This window comes from Anatilimnocola aquadivae (genome assembly GCF_049819085.1).
Taxonomy (GTDB): Bacteria; Planctomycetota; Planctomycetia; order Pirellulales; family Pirellulaceae; genus Anatilimnocola.
This window is the reverse complement of record NZ_CP187419.1, coordinates 5,907,772-5,929,315: the sequence shown is the minus strand read 5'-3', so window position 1 is coordinate 5,929,315 and position 21,544 is coordinate 5,907,772. Positions and strand designations below refer to the sequence as shown.

Below are 21,544 nucleotides of genomic sequence, written 5' to 3'. Positions count from 1 at the left end.
TCTAGTTAGCGGGCTGCAATGTAGCTTGCCCGGTTGCCGCGTTACAATACCGAAAACCCCAGCATGCTAGCGAAACCGCAGGCCTAAGCGGGAAACGGATTCCGTTCGGCGAAGCCCTTTTGATGCCAGTAGGGATAGGCCGGCGTGGTGGCACTGGCGGCGTCTAGTTGCTTCACCTGGTCGGCGGAAAGATTCCAGCCCACGCAGCCGAGGTTCTGTCGCAGCTGTTCTTCGTTGCGGGCACCGACGATGACTGTCGCCACAGTCGGGCGCTGCAGCAGCCAGTTGAGAGCGACCTGCGGAACTGTTTTGCCGGTCTCCTTGGCAACGACGTCGATGGCATCGACCACGTTGTAGACATGCTCGTCGGAAACGGGCGGGCCGATGTCTCGGTTCAGCTTGCTCTGCAGGCGAGTGTTCTCGGGCAAGGGTTGGCCGCGGCGAATCTTGCCGGTGAGACGTCCCCAGCCCAATGGACTCCAAACAACGGCTCCCACTTTCTGATCGACGGCCAGTGGCATCAGTTCCTGCTCGTAGTCGCGACCGACGAGCGAGTAATACGCCTGGTGGGCCACATAGCGGGGCCAACCATAGCGATCGGACACCGCCAGCGATTTCATCAAATGCCAGCCCGAGAAGTTGGAACAGCCGATGTAGCGAATCTTCCCCGCGCGGACGAGATCGTCGAGCGTGCTGAGGGTTTCTTCGACCGGCGCGACAGCATCGAAGCCATGCAGTTGAAACAGGTCGATGTAGTCGGTCTTGAGTCGTTTCAAGCAGCAATCGACCGACTTGAGCAAATGAAACCGCGACGAGCCCACATCGTTCGCGCCTTTGCCGGAGCGGAAGGTCGCTTTCGTCGAGATCAGCAGTTGATCGCGGCGGCCCTTCACGGCTTCGCCGAGAATTTCTTCGGCCATCCCTTGGGAGTAGATGTCGGCCGAGTCGAACATGTTGAGGCCTGCCTCAAGGCAGACATCGATCAGCCGCTTCGCTTCGGCGACGTCGGTCTCGCCCCACGCTTTGAACAGTTCACCACCGCCGCCGAATGTTCCCGTGCCGAGACTCAACACCGGAACCTTGAGGCCCGAACCGCCCAGTTGCCTGTAATCCATGATCGCTTCCCTTGTGATCGCTGCGAGGCTGATGACTCAGCCTGCAGTATCTCACTTGGGTTCAACGACTGGCAATGAGGCTGCCGCGGCGACCGCAGCCGGTGTGACTACCGCCGGGGAATTTTCTCCCTCGATCTCGCCAGCCTGATAGTAACCCAGCGATGCTTCGAGCGAACTCGCCGGCGCGAACTGCTTGAAGGGAGTAGAAGTGCCGGTGATGGCGGCCTGAGGCGTTGGCGTTGGCTCAGCGGCGATCAGTTCAATCAACTCATCATTGATTACTGGCGTAGCGGTGAGTTGGTCGGCCGCTGCGAGCCAAATCTGCTCGCGAGTGGCAGCTTCTAGTTGTCCCGGGCGATGTTGGGGGCGAAGTGAGTTGGAGTCGAGTTCGGCGCGATCGGTGAGCAGCGTCCTGCCTTTGGGAGTGATCAGCTTTCGCTTACCGCGGGCGAGCGGATCGTATTGATCGAGTTGAATCAGCGTCTCTTCGTCGTCGCTGTCTGGTCGAAACTGCTTGTCAGCCGACAGTACGGTTTGAGGGTTGGATGCTGGTTGCTCGTCTTCTAAACGGGTCGCCGCATTTTCGTCGCTGTTGCTGGCGAGCAGAGATTCGCCGGAGAGCGAAGGAGCGGCTTTGTCGGCGGCAAGTTGCAGGTCGCTACTGAGCAACGAAAGACTCGCCAATGGTGATAGTGAATTGCTCGTGAGTCGCACCGCCGAAGAATCGGAACTGCTCGTCCGCAGCGAACCCGCAGATGAACCTCGATTATTCTCGGCAGGGTTCTCGCCGAGATTGGAAGAGACCAGCGATTGCAAGCTATCGCGCACGCTGCTTGAGCCATTCGAAGCTGGTGGCGTGAAAGAAGTGCTGTGAGGTGTCGGTGGAACAATCACAACGACAATCGGCGGATGGTAGACGGGTGGCGAGTAAATGCTCGAATCGAAGGACGGAGTCGAAGATGCTGCTGGTAGGTCACCACCCAAGTAACCAATTTGCCGAACGTCATCGCCACGACGATCACCTCGATTGCTACCAAAATGGTCTGAACGGACAAAGTCGCCATGCAAGCCATTGCGCGAGGGCGAGCCACCTCGGCTATACGTTTGTATGGTTGGTGCTGGTTGCGAATCTGCTTGCGAGAAACTTGCTGGCATTGCGTCGTGACTGAAATTGCGGAACCCTCCGCCGTGCAACATCGCGCGCGGTTCGAGTAATTCGCACTGAAGCGGCCGGCGCGATTGGGCAGAGCTGATGAGAGGTTTGTGCATGGTGCGGGCCAGTGATTAGGGCTTGATGACGAGATCGGCCGTGGCGACGAGTGAGGAGTGAAGCGACTGATGCCGGGCGAGTAGATTGCGGAAGCGAACCGTTTCGGGTTGCAGTTCAATTGCTGTCTGCTGCAGCGAAATGGCGTGGGCAAGAGCCGCCGTCGCCTGTTCATGATGGCCCAGCTTGCCGAGCACGACTCCGTAGTTGCTCAGTGAACTGGCGAGCTTGCTGTAGTCGTCAGCGGTCGCCTGTGCTGTGGCGATCAGCGGGCGTTGAACCTCAATCGACTTGACAAACGCCTGCTCGGCGTTGTCAGGCTGCTGAGTGCGACTGTGGACAAGTCCCAGATTGTTGTAACTGATGGCCAAGTCGCGCCGGTAAGTCAAGTTGGCGGGTGAATGAGCAACGAGCTTCGCTTGCAGCTCGCTGGCCTGCTGGTATTCGTCAGCAGCGTTCGACCAGAGCTTCAAGCGCGATGAGATAGATGCCAGATTGAAATGGGTCAGTGCCAATTCGCGTTGTAATCGCTCGTCGGCTGGATTGCGACGTGCCGCTTGCTGCTGAATGCGCAAGGCTTGCCGGTGCAAGTCGATGGCCTTCGCTGGTTGCTCTTGTTTGAGTCCGGCCAGGTTGTTGTAGGCAGCCGCCAGTGGACGAAGGACTTCCGCGTCTGTCGAGTTTGCATCGAGCCGCTGTTGTAGCAATTGAATTGCGGCCTGGAATGATGCCTCCGCCAGCGTGGGCTGTTCGAGGGCCTGTTGCACGAGACCTTGATTGCTGAAGGACGTTGCCAACTCGATCGCCCTTGCAGATGGTTGGGGTGAATCAGCCAGCAGGTCTTGCTGCAGGGTGATTGCTGCGGACAGTTGCTCGGCCGCTCCCCCCAAATTTCCTTGTCGTTGAAACGCGAGTGCCAGATTGTTGCGGGCGAGCGCTAGTTGCCGTTGGTCGTTTGTTTCTGCCAGAAACGTCACGGCCTGTTGATGAGCGGCGATCGCTTCGTCCCGCGAACCCACTTCGTCGAGCAATGTGGCAAGTCGTCCGTAGGCGAGGGCGAGTTCTGTACGAAGTGTTGAATCGTGCTGAGCATCGCGGATGAAATTACGGTAATACTTGCTGGCTTCCAGCAGCAAGTCTCGCCGGACTTGTTCCGCGCCGGAAACATCAGCCAAGCGCTCGGCCAATTGACGTCCGAAGCGATCGAGCACTGCGCGGGCATCTTTCGCATAACGGTCCGCCCGTTGCATTTGATGGATCGTGTTCTGTTTTTCGAGAGCAATCAGAAAGGCGCTGATCGACAGACCGGCCACCGCGAGCAGTAGCAGACTGATGGTCGCTGCCATTGCTTTTGCATTTCGCCGGCTGAATCGCACTAGGCGTTCGGCAACACTGGGCGCGCGGGCAATCGTAGGCTGGTCGTTCAAAAACCGGCCGAGATCTGCTGCAAAGTCGGCCGCCGTGGCGTAGCGGTCGTCACGCTCGCGAGCCATCGCTTTGCGGATGATGTTTTCGAGATCGAGGGGGATCTCCGGCCGCAACTTGCGCGGCAACACAGGATCTTGCGATTCGATCTTCCGCAGCACGCTGGTGCTAGGTTCATCCGCATACGCCGGACACCGCGTGGCCAATTCATAGAGCGTGGCACCCAGCGAGTAAACATCACTGCGATGATCCACCAGCAACATTCGCCCCGCAGCTTGCTCGGGACTCATGTAGCGGAGCGTACCGACGAGATCGCCAGTCCGGGTGAGAGAAGCATTGTGCTGGATGCGCGCGAGGCCAAAGTCGGTGACCCACAACTGGCTGCGTGTATCGAGCAACAAGTTCGAAGGCTTCACATCGCGATGGACGATGCCAAACTCATGCGCTGTGTGCAGGGCATCGGCGGCCTGGCGAATCCAGTCAGCAATCGTGGCAAAGTGATCTCGCGGTGGTCGCTGCTTCGAATTTCGTAGGTCACCAAGGAAGGCATCGAGAGGCTGACCGTTGACGAGTTGCATCGCATAGTAGTGAACGCCTCGCTCCACACCCACGGCGAAGACGGGGACGATATGCGGATGATGCAACTGCGCCGCTGCCTGAGCTTCGTGCTTGAAGCGAGCGATTTGTCGTGAATCGAGAACCGAAGCAAAGGGTAAGATCTTGATTGCGACGAGCCGGTCGAGCGAGATCTGGCGTGCTTCATAGACGACGCCCATCCCGCCGCGACCGATCTCACGCAGCAGTTCGAAGTCACCGATTCGCTGCTGGCCTGTCTCGGGCGAATCATCCGTCTCTTTTTCTGGCGTTCCGCCGCCAAAGCCGGCAGCCATATCGTGCAGGTCTTCCAAACTGCGGAAATAGGTGCGGAGCGAATCGGCCAGATCGGGATAAGCGGCGAGCACCGCTGCCTGATCGAGAGGCGCGTCGTGCTCGAGCGACGATAAGTAACGGTCGAGCACGTCCGTCAGCCGCAAGCGTTGCTCGTCGGTCAGGTCGAGCAACGAATCGGGCGATTGACTCGGGGTAAGCAATTCGTTTGCGGAGATGGCCGACGATTCGCGAGTCATTCGCTGGCCTCGTAGGTACGGCGAAATTGTTCGATCGCCCGCAACCACAGCATGCGAACCGCGCCGGGCTTACGATCCATGCGGGTAGCAATTTCTTCGAACGACAGGCTTTGCAAGTTTCGCAGCACGATCACTTCGCGATAGTCGGGCCGCAAGCGCGCGAGTTGATCGGCAATTTCCACCGCTCGCTCGCGCGCGTGAGTTGGCGCGCTAGGCGATTCACCGCGTGCGGCCAGACATTCGCCGAGTCGCAGGGCCGAGCGATCGAGCGCCTGGCCAACATCGTCGAGCGAGACTTCGCGGCGCAGATCTCGCCGGCCAGCCTTCACGTGCTGCTCGTAGGCATGATGCAGGCAGTTAATCAAAATCTGACGTAGCCAGGCGAGGAGTTCTCGCTCACTGCCGCCGCGAAACTGAGGAAAATCTCGATAAGCTCCCAGGAGCGCTTCCTGCACGAGATCGGACGGGCTGACACGGCGACGCAGCCGCGCATCGAGTTGAGCCGTCGCAAGAATCGTCAGATAGTTGCGATACAGTTGCAGCAACGTACCAATCTGCGTGGCATCGCCCAACTTGGCCGCCGCCAGCTGTTGCTGGGCATCGGCTTCGCCGCGGTGCTGACTGTCTGACGAAGTGCTGAGAGGAACAGCCGTGATAGACAAGAGTGATCCCTCGCGGCAGCGAACCACTGGCGGTGCTGCCTTAGTTGCCAGTCGCAGTTAGCCCTCCGGACTGGAACCGCCCTTCATTGTAGTGGCGATTGTAGCCGTGGCCAGAAAACTGCGGCCTTCCGCTGATGACCGGTGATGAGATGAAATCGACGAGCTTCTCTGGAACGAGTGAGCGAGCCCGCTTATTGCAGTGAGGTGCGCGACTTTCAGAAATTTCTAAGACTTTGCGTGACAAGTGCCGCTGGTTCTCGTCCTAGAGAAATGTCACCGCAGGGGCTTATCCGCCAGCGATACATTGATTCGCTGCCGGGTCTTGGGATGGCACTTTCTGGAATAGAGGAGAAGACAATGCAGCGGAACATTTTATGGATCGTGATTGCACTGATCGCAGCCTCGGCGAGCCAAGTTCAGGCTCAATGCCAAGGGGGAGGCGGCGGAGGCGGTGCTAGCTCGGGGGGAGCAGTTACCAGTGGTGGCTCGAGCGGCGGCACGATGCTAACGAGTCCTGGTTCGTGGGCCTATGACCAAATGCTCGGACAGGCTTTGCAGCGGCAGTTGGTGATGGCCCGCTATCAAAAGGCCATGGAGGACCAGGCCCGCCGCGTCGAAAGTCTTGCTCGCCGTCAGTACTGGGCCAACGTCCGTCGCGAGCAAAAGCTCAAGCAAGCGCCGGCTAATTCTCCCGGTCAAATCACAGCCCGGGCACCTACAAGTTCCACGTTCGCTTCGCTCGAATTTTCGCCACGGGCTCGGTAAAGGCCGTGTGACACGGCAGGCAATCGTTCGTCCCAACTGTTGCAGGGGCGTAACTAACTTCTCTCGGAACAGGATGGGGCGAACGATGAAACGACTGAGCAAGCGAACCTTTGAGACCCTGGAACAGCGGTACTGCTTAACGGTAGGTGTGACTGTCACCGATGGCGATTTGATCGTCACCGGTGACGCTGATGGAGCGGTCGAAATCACTGCCGTGGATGCGGATACCTATGAGGTGCGCGACAACGGCGTGCTGATCTCGACGGCGGAAGCGGTGAGCGACGATATCCGCATCAAGTTGGATGCTACCGCTGGCACCAACGATGAAGTCACCCTCAACCTCAATGGCCAGAGCGTTGATGACGTCATGGTCGATCTCGGTGACGGCGACAACAGCTTCACGCTGCAAACTGGCACCGTGAACGGCAATCTGCACTATCGCGGCGGCGAGGGAGATGATTCGCTCACAGTGGCCGCTGATGCGACGGTTGCCAAATCGGTGCAAGCACGTCTGGGAGATGGCGACAACAGCGTCAGCGTCGCGGGCACGGTGACGCGCGACCTGGTTGTCTTTGCTGGCGCAGGTGACGATACGCTGGAGATTGCGGCAGGGGCTACCATCGGCCGATCGGTTGCGGCGCGGCTAGGTGGCGGCGACAACGAAGTGTCCATTGTCGGCGCAGTGACGCGCGATGCCGCAATTCTCACCGGCAGCGGCGACGATGTGATTCAGCTATTGGCCGAAGCCACCGTCGGACGCTCGCTGCAGATCGGTGGTGGGAGCGGCGACAACAGCGTAACGATTGCCGGTGAAGTCTCCGGCAATGTCAACATTTGCCTGGGCAGTGGCAACGATACCGTCGCCATTGCGACTGACTCGGTTCTCTCGGGCGATCTAAACGTCCTGCTCGGTGATGGCGACAATACGCTGACTCACGACGGCACGATCGAGGGAGACTTGAGCGTTACGAGTGGCAATGAGGACGATGTAGTCACCTTAGCCGAAACGGCCACCGTGGGCGGTGAAACCGAGATCAATCTCGGCGTTGAGCTCGGCTTTGGTGGCCGTCGCGGACCTCACGGCGGTCGTGGCGTCCCTGGTGCCGCTCGCGGCTTCGCCGGAGTGGGTGGAGCGCGCGGACCAGCAGTGCGTCCCTAGCGAAAGGCTCGCAATTCTGCCAGCAATGGGCGCCACGTTGGCTGCGAAAAATGCACAGCGAAATGCGGAAACCTGTAGCTGGATTTTTCGGAGAGGCGGATATATTTACGAAGCTGTGGGCGCTGCCAAACCGGAACTTTTCAGCGCCGCGCCCTAGCGTGCAGCACTCTTCTCTTCTGCCGGCGTTCTGCCGGAGAAAGCAACGCAAATGAGAATGGATTGGGTGACTCGGGGGCGTCGCAATCGCAGTTTCTTTCGGCCGATGAAGGTGGAAGCTCTCGAAGACCGCAGCTTGATGGCTGCACTCGATCTGGCTTCGCTGGGCATCAAGTTGCTCAGTACCTCTGCCAGCCAAAGTTCCAGGAGCGGCTTTGCTGCCGCGCTAGTGGACGACGCTTACGAGGAAAACGATACTCGCGCCACCGCCAAGAATCTGGGCACACTTACCGCGAGCAAGACGATCAATGATCTCGTCCAGGCTGATGCCAACGACTGGTACCGTTTTACGACGACAACTAAGGCAGCTACGACTGCCAACGTGTCGCTGGCATTTCTGCACTCAGCGGGCGACTTGGATCTCGAACTGTACAACTCGTTTGGTCAACGGCTGAAGATCTCGCAGAGCGTGACAAACAGCGAGAGCGTTTCTCTCAGCGGCTTGGCCGCTGGAACCTATTACGCGCGGGTCTATGGCTACCGCGGCGTAACGAATCCCGATTACGACCTGACGGTTAACCTCGGCACGACCACGCCGCCACCGCCGCCGACTCTAACCGACGATGGGTACGAAAATAACGATACGCTAGCGACAGCCTCGAACTTGGGCACGCTCACTGCGAATGCGAATGTGTCGAACCTGGTGCTCGCCGATTCCAATGACTGGTTCCGCTTTGTCACTACGGCCACCGGTGCGAGCACGAACGTCGTGTCGATTGGGTTCCAGAACACGCAAGGAAACCTGGCTCTGCAGCTGGCGAACTCGTCTGGAACCGTGCTGGCCACTTCGAATGGCACAGGCAACACAGAGAGCGTCTCACTTGCGGGCCTGGCTGCGGGAACCTACTACGCGCGGGTTTACAGCGCCACCGGTGCGACCAATCCTGGCTACTCGTTGCAGATTGTCGCTCCAGTTACCACGACAACTCCGCCGACGACCGGTGGCTTCGATATTCAAATCTCCTACGTTGGCTTTACCGCCAGTCAGCGGGCGATTTTTGAACAAGCGGCTGCGAAGTGGGAAGCGATTATTGTCGGCGATTTGCCCAATGCCACGTACAACGGCATTGCGGTTGACGATCTGCTCATCAACGCCAGTTCAGCGGCCATCGATGGCGTGAATGGCATTCTGGGGCAAGCCGGCTACGACCGGCTGCGCACCTCGGGGACGCGCCTGCCCTATCACGGCAGTATGGAGTTCGATTCGGCCGATATGGCGGCCATGGAAGCGAATGGTTCGTTGTTCAGTGTGATCGTGCATGAAATGGGACACGTCCTAGGAGTTGGTACGCTGTGGTCGTCGCGCGGGCTACTCACCGGTGCGGGAACCAGCAATCCGCTTTTTATCGGTGCAAACGCGGTCGCTGCCTACAACTCAATCTTTGGTACCACTTCGACGGGAGTACCCGTCGAGAACAGTGGCGGCAGTGGCACGCGCGACGCTCATTGGCGGGAAGCTACCTTCCGCACCGAGATCATGACGGGGTACATCAATTCTGGTGCTAACCCGCTGAGCCGCATCACGATCGGTTCATTGGCCGATCTGGGCTACTCGGTGAACTACGCGGGTGCCGATGCCTACACCCGTCCGAGCAATTCCACCTTGCTGGTGAGCGGATCGAGCACCAACAGCAACACGTCGTCGGTGCAATATTCGCCGTCACGGCCCGTTCTGACTTCGGTGATTGGGCAAAACCTCGCGTCGTTAGCGGGGTTAGCATCCCAGAGTCGTGTTGATTCGCTGCACGCCGCCATCGATCAGATAGCCAGTTTGCTGAATTCTCGCAATTCAGCCGGCAACTCTGCGAACGCCAGTGCCAACTCCGCGATCGACCTGCTCTTCGCTGGTGAAGCGAACTTTGCCAGCGAGGGTGCTGATTGGTGAAGTCTTGTTTGATGAATTGAGGCCTCTGTGCGAGCGTCGATTGCGTGGGCAGGGTGTGCGGTCGGGATTCTATTAATTGGCGTGGGACTGTTTGCTCAGCCCCCGCAAGGACCGCCTCGCGAGGGGCCACCCAACGGTGGTCCCGGTGGCGGACCGCCCGGTGGTGGATTCGGCGGAATGTTGCGGGGCTTCTTCGGCCCTGGTGGTCCTCCAGGCGGAGGGCCACCACAGAATACCGCGGCCAGCTTGCTCGCCATGCCCGAAGTTCAGCGAGAGCTCTCGCTGGACGAGCAACAGAAAAAAGATCTCACCGCTGCGACCAACGCTCAGCAGAAGGCCACCCAAGAAGCCTTTGCCTCTTTCAATCCGCAGCAGATGGGCGAATTGAGCGAAGAGGAACGCAACAAGCGCATGACCGAAGGTCGCGCGAAGGTGGAAGCGGCTAACAAAGCGGCCGACGAAACGGTCGCCCGGTTGTTGCGTCCCGATCAGGCGAAGCGGTTCTCGCAGTTGCAATTACAGCGTGAAGGTGCCGCTGCTTTGTCGAAGCCCGAGCACATCAAGCGCCTAGAACTTAGCGAAAAACAACTTGCCAAACTGGCCGAAGTGCAGGCTCGCAGTTTCTCGGGAATGGGCCCGGCTGTGGTTTCGCCCCAGGCGAAAACCGATCTCTTGGCGGTTTTAACGCCGGCCCAGCAAAGCCAGTGGGCTGAGATGACCGGTAAGGAGTTTGCCTTTCCCGCACCACCCGCCACTGGCGGCATGGGGCGAGGTCCGGGAGGTCCCGGTGGCGGTCCGCCTGGATTTGGCCCTCCCGGATTTGGTGGCCCCGGCGGTCCCGGAGGTTTTGGCCCGCCAGGCGGTGGTGGTCAAGAACGAAAGCTAGTCGAGAAGTTCGATAAGAACGCAGATGGTTGGCTGAACAACGACGAACGAAAACTCGCCCGCGAAGAAGCAAAATCTCAGCCTCGACGAGGCCCCGGCGGCGGGCCTGGTGGCCCCGGCGGTTTTGGCCCACCGGGGGGCGGTGGACGTGGTCCTGGTGGGCCCGGCGGCGGTCCACCGGGAATGGGGCGTCGCGAACCGGGCAAACCCGGACCCAAGGTCGACCCTGCCGACGTCAAGCCGATCGCTGATGCGCCGCTGTATGCCCCGAATATTGTGCGGACATTGTTTCTCGAATTTGAAAACTCCGATTGGGAGCAGGAACTCGAGAACTTTCACGGAACCGATGTCGAAGTTCCGGCAACTCTCACCGTCGATGGCAAAAAGTATCCGAACGTCGGGATTCATTTCCGAGGGATGTCGTCCTTCGGCATGATTCCCACGGGATCGAAGCGGTCATTCAATTTGTCGCTCGATTTTGTGGACGAAAACCAGCGGCTGTACGGTTACAAGACGCTGAACCTGCTGAATGCGAACGATGATCCGACTTTCCTTCATACCGTGCTGTATTCGCATATTTCGCGGCAATACATCCCGGCACCGAAGGCGAACTTTGTGAAAGTGGTGATCAACGGCGAGAGTTGGGGACTGTATGTGAACGCCCAGCAGTTCGACAAGATTTTCCTGGCCGAGAACTATCCGAACTCGAAGGGAACTCGCTGGAAAGTGAGTGGCAGCCCTGGTGGCGGTGGTTCGCTCAGCTACCTGGGCGAAAATATTGCCGACTACGAACGCCGCTACGAAATGAAATCGAGCGACGGCGAAAAAGCCTGGAAAGCGTTGATTCTGCTTTGTAAAACGCTCAGCGAAACGCCTCCCGAGCAATTGGAGCAAGCGATTTCGCCAATGCTCGATATCGATGGCGCGTTGTGGTTCTTGGCTCTCGATAACGCGCTCATCAACAGCGACGGGTATTGGATTCGGGGCAGCGATTACAGCCTGTTTCGCGATTCCAGTGGCAAATTCCACGTAATTGCCCACGACATGAACGAAGTGCTCCAGCCCGGCATGGGACCAGGCATGGGTGGGCCCGGCGGCGGTCCAATGGGAGGCGGGCGCGGTCCCGGTGGACCTCCGGCGGTGGGTGGCGGAAACAGCAGCGGTTACCGCATCGATCCGCTCGTTGGTCTCTACGACACAAGCAAGCCTTTGCGCAGCAAGCTGCTCGCTGTGCCCAAATTCCGGGAAAAGTACCTGCAAAACGTACGTACGATCGCCCAGGATTGGCTCGATTGGGACAAGCTCGGCCCGGTGGTGGCCGAGCATGCCAAGCTGATCGAAATGGATGTGGCAGCTGATACGCGCAAACTGACGTCGCTGGCCGACTTCGAAGCAGCCGTTTTAAGGCCTCTTCCCAGCGGAAATGGACCGAATGCGGGACATCGCAGTAGCCTGGAACTGTTTGCCAAAGAACGCCGCAAATTCCTACTACAGCATTCGGCCATCGGCGAGCTTGCCCAGCCCTAGGATCGCCGTAAGTCCTGTCGAACCGCAAAAGGGGGGTGTTCAACTTTGTCTCGATTGTTGGGCACCAACTCGCGCCGCAGCCGAGAAATATGGCACTTTCCGTCCAGCAAGGGCCTCCCTAGTTGAACAAGTTGGTGCTCTTGGCTTGCCTCGGTTCGCAGACTTACGTGCAGCGGTTACTGCGGTCTCGGTCAACTTTTTCGGGCTGCAGAATGGAGTGAAGAAGCCGTGAAGGACGGGCCGATGATAGGGGCTCCGACGCAGCGAACAGGAATTTCCTAAAAAGGTTCGGTGCCCCCCTTTTCTGAAAGCGGATACGCGTTAAGATTTCGGGACGTACTGAGCAATGACGTTCAGCGAACGGAGAAGTGAAAGCTTCTCACATTCGTTTCTTGAGTGTCTCAACAGTAGCGAGAATGAATCAAAAAAATTCTTCTCACCCCTGTTGACCTGGTTTCTGGGTTTGCTAAGATGTGCGACTCGCCACTAAGGAACCTTGGTTCTGAAAGTGACGAGGTGCTGACGAAGTCGCAAGGCTTTGCTGGTAAGTTTGAGTCTGATCTTTGACAATTTGGTTGGTGACCTCTTCAAGTTCATTTGGGTCTTTTGACCTGAAGAACCATAGTCTACATGAGATTGTGGTTGATTTTTGGCTATTCGCAACTTTGACCAAGTTGCAAAACCAGCCAGACTCTGAATTGGCTATTGAATCCGGCGAGTGTCGCGGCTTCGGCTGTGGTGCTTGTTCGGTAAGCAAATAAACAATTGAAGGGTTTGATTCTGGCTCAGAATGAACGTTGGCGGCGTGGATTAGGCATGCAAGTCGTGCGCTAAATGTAGCAATACATGGTGAGCGGCGTAAGGGAGAGTAATACGTAGGTATTTACCTCGGGGTCTGGGATAGCGGCGGGAAACTGCCGGTAATACCAGATGATATCTAAGGATCAAAGGTGTGATTCCGCCCTGAGAGAAGCCTGCGGTCTATTAGCTAGTTGGTAAGGTAACGGCTTACCAAGGCAACGATGGATATGGGGCGTGAGAGCGTGCCCCCACTCACTGGGACTGAGACACTGCCCAGACACCTACGGGTGGCTGCAGTCGAGAATCTTCGGCAATGGGCGCAAGCCTGACCGAGCGACGCCGCGTGCGGGATGAAGGCCTTCGGGTTGTAAACCGCTGTCGAAGGGGAGGAAATTGTAGTGGGTTCACCCATTATATTGACCGATCCTTGGAGGAAGGGCCGGCTAATCTCGTGCCAGCAGCCGCGGTAATACGAGAGGCCCAAACGTTATTCGGATTTACTGGGCTTAAAGAGTTCGTAGGCGGTTCGGTAAGTGAGGTGTGAAATCCCTTGGCTCAACCAAGGAATTGCGCTTCAAACTGCCGGGCTCGAGGGAGATAGAGGTGAGCGGAACTGATGGTGGAGCGGTGAAATGCGTTGATATCATCAGGAACACCAGAGGCGAAGGCGGCTCACTGGGTCTCTTCTGACGCTGAGGAACGAAAGCTAGGGGAGCAAACGGGATTAGATACCCCGGTAGTCCTAGCCGTAAACGATGAGCACTGGACCGGAGTCCTGCACAGGATTTCGGTCGTAGCGAAAGTGTTAAGTGCTCCGCCTGGGGAGTATGGTCGCAAGGCTGAAACTCAAAGAAATTGACGGGGGCTCACACAAGCGGTGGAGGATGTGGCTTAATTCGAGGCTACGCGAAGAACCTTATCCTAGTCTTGACATGTTTAGGAATCTTCCTGAAAGGGAGGAGTGCTCGCAAGAGAGCCTTTACACAGGTGCTGCATGGCTGTCGTCAGCTCGTGTCGTGAGATGTCGGGTTAAGTCCCTTAACGAGCGAAACCCTTGTCCTTAGTTACCAGCGAGTAATGTCGGGGACTCTAAGGAGACTGCCGGTGTTAAACCGGAGGAAGGTGGGGATGACGTCAAGTCCTCATGGCCTTTATGACTAGGGCTGCACACGTCCTACAATGGCGCGCACAAAGCGATGCAAACTCGCGAGAGCCAGCAAATCGCAAAAATCGCGCCCCAGTTCGGATTGCAGGCTGAAACCCGCCTGCATGAAGCCGGAATCGCTAGTAATCGCGGGTCAGCATACCGCGGTGAATGTGTTCCTGAGCCTTGTACACACCGCCCGTCAAGCCACGAAAATGGGGGGCGCCCAAAAGCACTGTCGCAACCGCAAGGAGCAAGGTGCCTAAGGCGAACTCCGTAATTGGGACTAAGTCGTAACAAGGTAGCCGTAGGGGAACCTGCGGCTGGATCACCTCCTTTCTAAGGATTATCCGTCTTCCGTGCGGCGACGCCGGAATGACACAAGTGCACACTGTCTCATGTTGTGAAGAGGTCAGCCAATCGAACTCATTTTTGAGTTTCGTATGGCAATCCAACCAAATTGAATTGATAAACCCGCTCAGGTTAGCCAACCTGAGCGGGTTTTTTTATTTCTTGTCCACCGGCTTTGGGCCACTGAGGAATCTCAGCTCGTCAGGCATTACACTGTTCTGCTATGAACAGAATCATCATCGCGCTAGCTCTCGGTTTCTGTACCTCGACGATCTTTGCGCAGGATCGTATCGACCGAGCACTTGGTCTTTCGAAGCGAACGGCAAATCTGGTCGATCGCGAACAGGTGAAGCCCAATTGGCTGCCCGACGGCAAGTCGTTTTGGTATCGCGTGCAAACTGGATCGCAGTCGCACGAGTTTGTCTTAATCAATGGCGAAACCGGTGAACGTAAAGCGGCTCGCGATCTGGAAACTCTGGCACTACCCGCTGGCGAGAAAAAATCGTCAAAGCAAAAGATCGAGCTTCGGCCGTCGAGCCCAGCAGGTGTGTCTTCTGGTTTGAAGTTCGTCAACAAGCTAACGGGTGCCATCGAGATTTTTTGGATTAACGAGCAAGGAAAGCGAATTGGTTACGGTGAAGTTGCCTCAGGCGCTGAGCGTGAACAACACAGCTACGCAGGGCACGTTTGGCTTGTGACAAATAAGGCCGGTGAAACGTTGGCGGTGGTAGATGTCACCCCGACCGTAGAAACGCTAATCATCGATGGCAAAGGAATTGCGGCAGAGCGCAGCCGCCGCAATCCGGGACGCAACATCGGCCGCGGCACGTCTCCCGACGAGAAGTTCCTGGTGCTGATCGAAAACGGCTCCCTCAAGCTTAAGAACCGTGAGAATAATGAAGTGATGGCGTTGAAAGCCGAGTTACCATCCGGATCGTCATTTCGTGAATCCGTCTTTTGGGCTCCCGATTCTTCTGCATTCGTGGCAGTTCGCGTGAAAGATGTGCCGCGGCGAAAGATCACCATTGTCGATTCTTCGCCCAAGGATGTACTTCAGCCAAAATTAAAAGAGCTCGACTACAACAAACCTGGCGATCCATTGCCCGAGCCAGTTGCGGTGCTGTTTCGTATCGGTGAAGGCGGGGCAGGGGAGATGATTGAAAGTCCGCTGCTGAAAAACCCCTTCAACTCGCAACTCGACATTAAATGGGCCGCCGACAGCAGCGAGTTCTACTTCGATCACAATCAACGCGGTCATCAGGCCTACCGGATTGTGGCCGTGAACGCCAAGACGGCCGAAGTGCGCGCCGTCGTTGACGAATCGAGCCAAACTTTCATCGACTACACCAACAAGACCTGGCGCAAATGGTTGCCTGACACCAACGAGCTCCTCTGGATGAGCGAGCGTGATGGCTGGTGTCATCTGTGGCTTTACGACGTGAAAACTGGTGAATTGAAAAACCAGGTCACCAAAGGAAATTGGCCCGTCCGACAAGTTTTGCATGTCGACGAAGCAGCTCGGGAAGTCTGGTTTATGGCCAGCGGTGTTCGCCCCGATGAAGATCCGTACTATCAGCATCTTTGCCGCGTGAAGTTCGATGGCAGCGAATTTCGGCAACTTACCGAGGGCAACGGCCAACATCGCATCGAGTTTTCGCCGAACCGGCGGGTGTTTCTCGATACCTGGTCGCGAGTGGATCAGCCGCCGTTACATGAGCTACGCAATAGCAGCGATGGCAGCCTCATTTGTGTTTGCGAAAAGTCGAACGCAGACAGACTCCTGGCCGCCGGTTGGACGATGCCCGAGCGATTCGTCGCCAAGGCTCGGGAGGGCAAGACGGACATCCACGGCATCATCATCAAGCCTTCGCACTTCGATCCGCAGAAGAAGTATCCGGTTGTCGAAGAGATCTACGCCGGCCCCCAGTCGGCATTCGTGCCCAAAGAGTTTGGTCGCCAGGTCCGGCAACACAGCATCGCCGAATTGGGTTTTATCGTCGTGCAGATCGATGGGATGGGAACGAACCACCGCGGCAAAGCATTTCACGATGTTTGTTGGAAGAATCTGAAAGACGCCGGCTTTGCCGATCGCATTGCCTGGATCAAGTCAGCGGCCGAGTCGCGGCCGTGGATGAATTTGCAGCGAGTGGGAATCTATGGCGGCAGTGCAGGGGGACAGAATGCGATGCGGGCACTGCTCGACCACCACGATTTTTATAAAGTCGCCGTTGCTGATTGCGGCTGCCACGACAACCGGATGGATAAGTTGTGGTGGAACGAGCAGTGGATGGGTTGGCCCATCGACGATAGCTACGCGCGCAGTTCGAACAAAGAGGATGCCCATAAACTGCAGGGAAAGTTACTGTTGATCGTTGGAGAACTCGATACCAACGTCGATCCTGCCAGCACGACACAAGTCGTTGGTGCCTTGCAGAAAGCAGGCAAAAGCTTCGACTTCGTTCCCATCATTGGCGCGGGGCACGGCGCGGCAGAAACGCCCTATGGCTCACGGCTACGAATGGAATTCTTGATCAAACACCTGCAGCCTTAGCTGTACTGTCTTGGCTCAAAAGACGACTGCTGAGACGAAGTGAATCAGCATGCCCGCCTTGCTCTCGGCAGCGTGGCCGACAAACTGCTGCAGCCGAGAAAAGTGCCGCTGAAGATAAAGGAGTGGTCCAACTTCATTTTGGTCTTCGACCCAAAACTGCGGGTAAAGACGCAACTTTTGCATCGTCTCCGGCTGGTATCGGTGGCGAAGTTCCGGCCATGCATTCGAGGCCAAGTACGAGTGGATTGACTGCACCTGCGCGATCGAAAAGGCTCGCGCCGGTCCGAGACGAGAGTGCAGCTCATCCAGGGCTGCCCCACCGGAGATCAATTGTTGCCACGCAACAGCCCCGCCGCTTTTCGCCGCTTCGTCATCCTCAACAACGGTTCCACCACTCAGCAGGAACCCATCCGGCATATGGCCGCCGCCACTGTTGCCCGCCAGCAAATAGTGAAGCCCGTGCCACGATTTGTCGAGCGAGACATGCGTTGAACTTGCCTCGATCGACTGCTCGAGTGGCGTCAGTTCTTTTGGCTGTCGAGAGAATGACCCGCGCAACCAGTTCTGGCGTTCCTGCTTTACATGTTGACACGGCAACGAACGACGAAGAAACACCGGCAACAATTTGGGCGACTTCAGCAGTAACTGAATCGTGCTTTCGGGAACCTGCGTCAGTACACAAATCGGACTCATTTCGTGCCGCCGTGTCCGTCAGGTCTGCACAGGATCCATTGGCTGCCGGTCATTTATTCGTAAACAAAGACTGCGGTCGCAGTACACGAGTCGCTCGGAACCAAGCGAACCCAATAGGCGGCGAAATCGGCTGGAAACGCGTGTTTCACGACCGCTCCTGGGGCAACCTCCAAGGTTTCGTAGGTCGACCAATTACCGGTACCCGAGTAATCTACTTCCAGTCGCATGCTTATCGAATTTGGCGAATCGTGTTCGATGGTGAGCCGCTTCTGGTCGTAGCCGGTCATCAAATAGGGATCGCTGGGTTGCTTCGCCTCGACCTTGGTTTGTCGCCAAGGACCGCCCACGCCACGGGGCTTGCCGAATTTCCAAAGATCGTCCACCACTCCCACCCACAGCTTGCACAGACCGTCATCGGAAGTGATGACGTGTGGATTCTTGGTTTCGGTTGCTGCGATACCACTCATTACAAGCAACCCGCGGTACGAGCAGTAGTCGTGGACGCGCCGATTATGAGTCGTGACTGGTCGAACCTTGGCAAAGCCACCGGCGTTTTCGGCAGGCAACTCATAGAAGGTTCCATGTACGTTGAGCAAGTCTCGCTCAGTGCACACTTCTCGGTCGATTCGCTCAGCGCCAAAGGGGCCGGCGTGATCGAAGGCCACGTCACCCTTGGGCAAACGCCAGCGACGACCTTGCTCGTCGATATTGAGCACCGATGCATTGTCAACCGTGATGACATCCTTGGGAATCGCGTAGCTCTTTTTCGCGTAGTCCCAGCCTTGGGGATCGCCAGCGCGAACTAGCTTCAAGTTGGCATCGAGATCGTAACAGCCGAGATCTTTGGCGACGTCGCCGTTGGTTGAAGTGGCCGCAAAACGCAACGTACGAAGGTTGCCACCACGAGCGTAGATGAGGCCGCCGCTCAGCTTTTTATCTGCGGGCTTAGCGATTTCCGCAAACATTTCATCCGCGGTATCGGGGCGACGATCGGGATTGCTGAGTTGAAAGACCGCGGTCACTTTAGGTGCCTGCGAGTGCGAGCGAACACGCATCCACTCGATTTTGGCGTCGGCGGAGATGGAGAGCCGAAAGTTTGACTTCGGGGCAACCTTGACTTCGCGGTAGGCGAGCCAATCGCCTTCCGCCGCGTGACGCTTCTCGGGCCCTCTCACTTCGATGGCGAAGTTTACTTCGGTTTCTGCTTCATGCGACAAGATCAAGCTGCGATGTTCGAAACCAGCGACCAGGAACGGATCGCTCGTTTGATCGGCGGCGACTTCTTCGTTGAGCCAAACGGCTCCGCGGCCAATTGCTGGTCCGAGTTGGTCCAGCAATTCAGGCTGGACGAACCAGAGGTTCGATTGTGATTGTCCCGGACCAGCCAGGTCGCCTTTCAGTTTCCGCTTGTTCAGGAACTCGCTTTTGGCGGTGTCGTCACAGCCCAGGACCAGTTTGTTATTCCAGCGGCAGAAGTCTCCCACGACCTTGAGATAGCTGGAGCGAGGACGAATACCAACAGGATTCTGGGCTGAGAAGCCAATCGGGAACCGCCAAAACATGCCGTGCATCGTCATCAGCAGATCCGGTTTTCCCGGCTCGCCGATATCGCGAATACGCGGCCACTCGGTGTTCCAACCGTGTGCACCATCGTAACTGTGCGAAGACTTCGGCAGACGAAATGTGTGCCACTCGCCTTCGTCAAGAACCATCAGCAGGAGCGACTTTGCGTCCCAGCCCACGCTCCACAGAGGATCGGATTGTTTGGCATTGCCGAAGATGCCGCCAGGACCAGTAACTTCGGTGAATTGATTGCGGCGAACAAGGCTCCAGTCGCCCGTTCCCTTCCACTCGGCAAGTGCCCCCGAGGCAATCGTTGGATCACGCAGCGCTGCATCGCTTCTCTCGCCGTTATTTGCATAAACGACTCGGCCTTGAGCGGTGTAGAGACCCTTGCCGTGATAGCCTGGCAGCTTCGATTCGAGCTTTGCGGGTGATGTTTCTGCGGTCTGTCCGACCTTCGGTTTGTTGCCGTCAACGATCAGGCCCTTCACCTCCAGCGAGCGAACATCAACCTCATACAGCCCTTCCTCCATCGTGGCGTAGTACAACTTATTGGCAGGGTCGGTCAAATGACGGGCGTTGCCGGTCAAACGTCCCGGCATAAGTTTCGGAGGGATTACCCGCACTTTTCCCTCGGCGTCGATCAGGCACGGGCCGATCGCTAGTTGGTTCGATTCACGGTGGATCATTCGGTTGGCAGGGGTCCCGCCAACGCTCTCTTCCCGCACGATCTGTTGCAGGTCGGGGGTAATTTCGTACAGCTTGTCGGACGAGCCAAACGGCAAGTGCGGGCCGTAAGTGATGACCCACAAGCGGTTTGCCCACGGTACCACGGCTCCGGTTCCACACTCGCCTTCGTTGTTAAACATGGCCAGCTGTGGGTAAATACCGGAAACATGGAGCGGCTCGGCCGCCTTGGTAAATCCACAAAGAAAGGGCAGGGGGGCCAGGAATATAATTGCCACTCGAACTATTGACATTGCCGTGCAGCTCGCTTTTGATGAGATTGAGGGCAGGAGAGATGGGGAATCGCCGGGCTTTCCCAGCTGCGGCACTGCAATTGCTCGATATGAAGGGTATCCTTTTTAAGCTGCCAGATTGGCCGAGTCTACCGGCGATCCATGACAAATCTCCCATGCTGAAATAAGCGGAGTGCGGGCTTGCGATGAAGCTGGAAACACCTTCACTGCTGATCACTGACGACGATCGCGACTTTCGCGAGACGTTATGTGGTGTATTTGAAAGCCGCGGTTTCCGCATCATTCAAGCTGGTGATGGCGAAGAGGCTCTGGATGTGATTCAGCGCGAGCAGGTTCATTTGATGCTGCTCGACATGCACATGCCGCGACTCACCGGGCTGGAGACGATTCGTCGCCTGCGCACGCTGCATGTGGAGCTGCCCTGCATCTTGATCTCCGCAGCCATGGATCGCCAACTCGAAGCCGACGCCAAAGCCGCTCATGCGTTTTCGGTGCTCTCGAAGCCCGTACGCTTGCCGGACATTACCGGTATCGTCGCCCGCGCGATGCAGCAAGTCTATTGCTGGCCACCGCGCTAACGTAGCGGCAGACCTCCTGGTCTGCCGAGCGACTTCCATCAATGGCCGCGAAGTCTGCAGTCCTAGGAATAATCCCAAGGATTGGAATTGTTGATGGTCTGATAGAGCCAAATCGCGCCCGTATAGCATCCAATGCCGATGGCCAGGCAACACAAGATCAGGCCGAATAGCGCCCATCCTCGGCGGCGAGAATACAGGCCCCAAATGCCCATAATCAGGCCGACCACGCCGACAATCGCCCCTTCGAAACGAAGCGGAGCGATGATCAACCCGAAGAGCCCCAGCACGATCGCGGCAACTGCGCCGCCATTCGAGGCATAGCTTTGTTGCAAGGAAACGACAGCTTGGGGTTTTGTCGGTTGACCAAAAGTGGGTGCCGATGGTGGGGGCAAAAGAAGCGCGCCCGGCGTGAAGGGTGAGCCTCGCCGGCGAGTGGTGCCATCGATCAGGAATTCGACGGGGGCTGTCGAGCTCGGGGCGACAACGGGCGCTGCAGGCGGGGTAGGGGAGAGGCGTTCGGTGGGCGACGCCGACTGCGGTTCGGCGGCTAGCTCCGCGACGATGATAGGTTCATGAGAGGTCGCGGACGTGCGGGGCGTCGTAGGTTGCGTGGCGGCCCGCAGATCGAGACCGCATTTCCAGCAGCGGTTGACCGCACCCATCAGTTCGTCGCCGCAACGGGGACATTCGCGCGCCACGCCCGCCCCTTTCTTGTCAAGATTCGCCTGAGAAACTACTCTAAATAGCTTACCACAATTGCCGCGAGTCACCTCCTAGTCGTAACTCGCCCCGCCTGTTTCGTTCTTTCCTCCTGTGTGGCGACTGCGGTCGCCGCTTCGTGAGAATCGTT

At 57.5% G+C, this 21,544-nt stretch carries 13 protein-coding genes and 1 rRNA gene; 7 read left to right on the top strand and 7 right to left on the bottom strand.

What is annotated here, in order from left to right; translation table 11 throughout:
* Positions 1–83: 83 nt before the first annotated feature.
* The 4 genes from NA78x_RS23230 to NA78x_RS23215 all read right to left on the bottom strand — a co-directional run bounded on the left by NA78x_RS23230 (position 84) and on the right by NA78x_RS23215 (position 5,590).
* Positions 84–1,115, bottom strand: a complete 1,032-nt coding sequence (locus NA78x_RS23230; protein WP_425614770.1) for an aldo/keto reductase — start codon at positions 1,113–1,115, stop codon at positions 84–86.
* Positions 1,116–1,166: 51 nt separating this feature from the next.
* The gene (locus NA78x_RS23225) at positions 1,167–2,270 is read right to left on the bottom strand and encodes a hypothetical protein (RefSeq protein ID WP_425614769.1); all 1,104 of its coding nucleotides are present in this window, start codon (positions 2,268–2,270) and stop codon (positions 1,167–1,169) included.
* A gap of 129 nt (positions 2,271–2,399) precedes the next feature.
* Positions 2,400–4,934, bottom strand: coding sequence for a protein kinase domain-containing protein (locus NA78x_RS23220; protein ID WP_425614768.1), 2,535 nt, complete (start codon positions 4,932–4,934; stop codon positions 2,400–2,402).
* Positions 4,931–5,590, bottom strand: a complete 660-nt coding sequence (locus tag NA78x_RS23215; RefSeq protein WP_425619472.1) for a sigma-70 family RNA polymerase sigma factor — start codon at positions 5,588–5,590, stop codon at positions 4,931–4,933. Before NA78x_RS23215 ends, NA78x_RS23220 begins: the two co-directional genes overlap by 4 nt.
* Before the next feature lie 363 nt (positions 5,591–5,953).
* Between NA78x_RS23215 and NA78x_RS23210 the strand changes: the two genes are divergently transcribed.
* The 6 genes from NA78x_RS23210 (at position 5,954) to NA78x_RS23185 (ending at position 16,880) form a co-directional block, all read left to right on the top strand.
* Entirely contained in the window at positions 5,954–6,361 is a 408-nt protein-coding gene (locus NA78x_RS23210) for a hypothetical protein (protein ID WP_425614767.1), read from the top strand.
* An 85-nt stretch (positions 6,362–6,446) separates the two neighbouring features.
* Entirely contained in the window at positions 6,447–7,520 is a 1,074-nt protein-coding gene (locus NA78x_RS23205) for a hypothetical protein (RefSeq protein WP_425614766.1), read from the top strand.
* A gap of 208 nt (positions 7,521–7,728) precedes the next feature.
* Positions 7,729–9,621: a pre-peptidase C-terminal domain-containing protein gene (locus tag NA78x_RS23200; RefSeq protein WP_425614765.1), complete on the top strand. Its 1,893-nt coding sequence runs from the start codon at positions 7,729–7,731 to the stop codon at positions 9,619–9,621.
* A gap of 81 nt (positions 9,622–9,702) precedes the next feature.
* Positions 9,703–12,033, top strand: a complete 2,331-nt coding sequence (locus NA78x_RS23195; RefSeq protein ID WP_425614764.1) for a CotH kinase family protein — start codon at positions 9,703–9,705, stop codon at positions 12,031–12,033.
* Positions 12,034–12,795: 762 nt separating this feature from the next.
* Positions 12,796–14,317 (top strand): 16S ribosomal RNA (locus tag NA78x_RS23190).
* Between the two features lie 235 nt (positions 14,318–14,552).
* On the top strand, positions 14,553–16,880 hold the full coding sequence (locus tag NA78x_RS23185) for a prolyl oligopeptidase family serine peptidase (protein ID WP_425614763.1): 2,328 nt from the start codon (positions 14,553–14,555) through the stop codon (positions 16,878–16,880).
* A gap of 15 nt (positions 16,881–16,895) precedes the next feature.
* On the opposite strand, the gene NA78x_RS23180 is transcribed toward NA78x_RS23185, so the two are convergent.
* Both NA78x_RS23180 and NA78x_RS23175 read right to left on the bottom strand, forming a co-directional pair.
* Positions 16,896–17,573 (bottom strand): DUF1877 family protein, encoded by a 678-nt coding sequence (locus NA78x_RS23180; protein ID WP_425614762.1) that lies wholly within the window; start codon positions 17,571–17,573, stop codon positions 16,896–16,898.
* A gap of 53 nt (positions 17,574–17,626) precedes the next feature.
* On the bottom strand, positions 17,627–20,005 hold the full coding sequence (locus NA78x_RS23175; protein WP_425614761.1) for a hypothetical protein: 2,379 nt from the start codon (positions 20,003–20,005) through the stop codon (positions 17,627–17,629).
* Between the two features lie 296 nt (positions 20,006–20,301).
* On the opposite strand from NA78x_RS23175, the gene NA78x_RS23170 reads away from it, so the two are divergent.
* Complete coding sequence (locus NA78x_RS23170) at positions 20,302–20,694, top strand: response regulator (protein WP_425614760.1); 393 nt, start codon at positions 20,302–20,304, stop codon at positions 20,692–20,694.
* Positions 20,695–20,756: 62 nt separating this feature from the next.
* Here NA78x_RS23170 and NA78x_RS23165 read toward each other — a convergent pair whose 3' ends face one another.
* Positions 20,757–21,392: a hypothetical protein gene (locus tag NA78x_RS23165; RefSeq protein ID WP_425614759.1), complete on the bottom strand. Its 636-nt coding sequence runs from the start codon at positions 21,390–21,392 to the stop codon at positions 20,757–20,759.
* Positions 21,393–21,544: the final 152 nt, after the last annotated feature.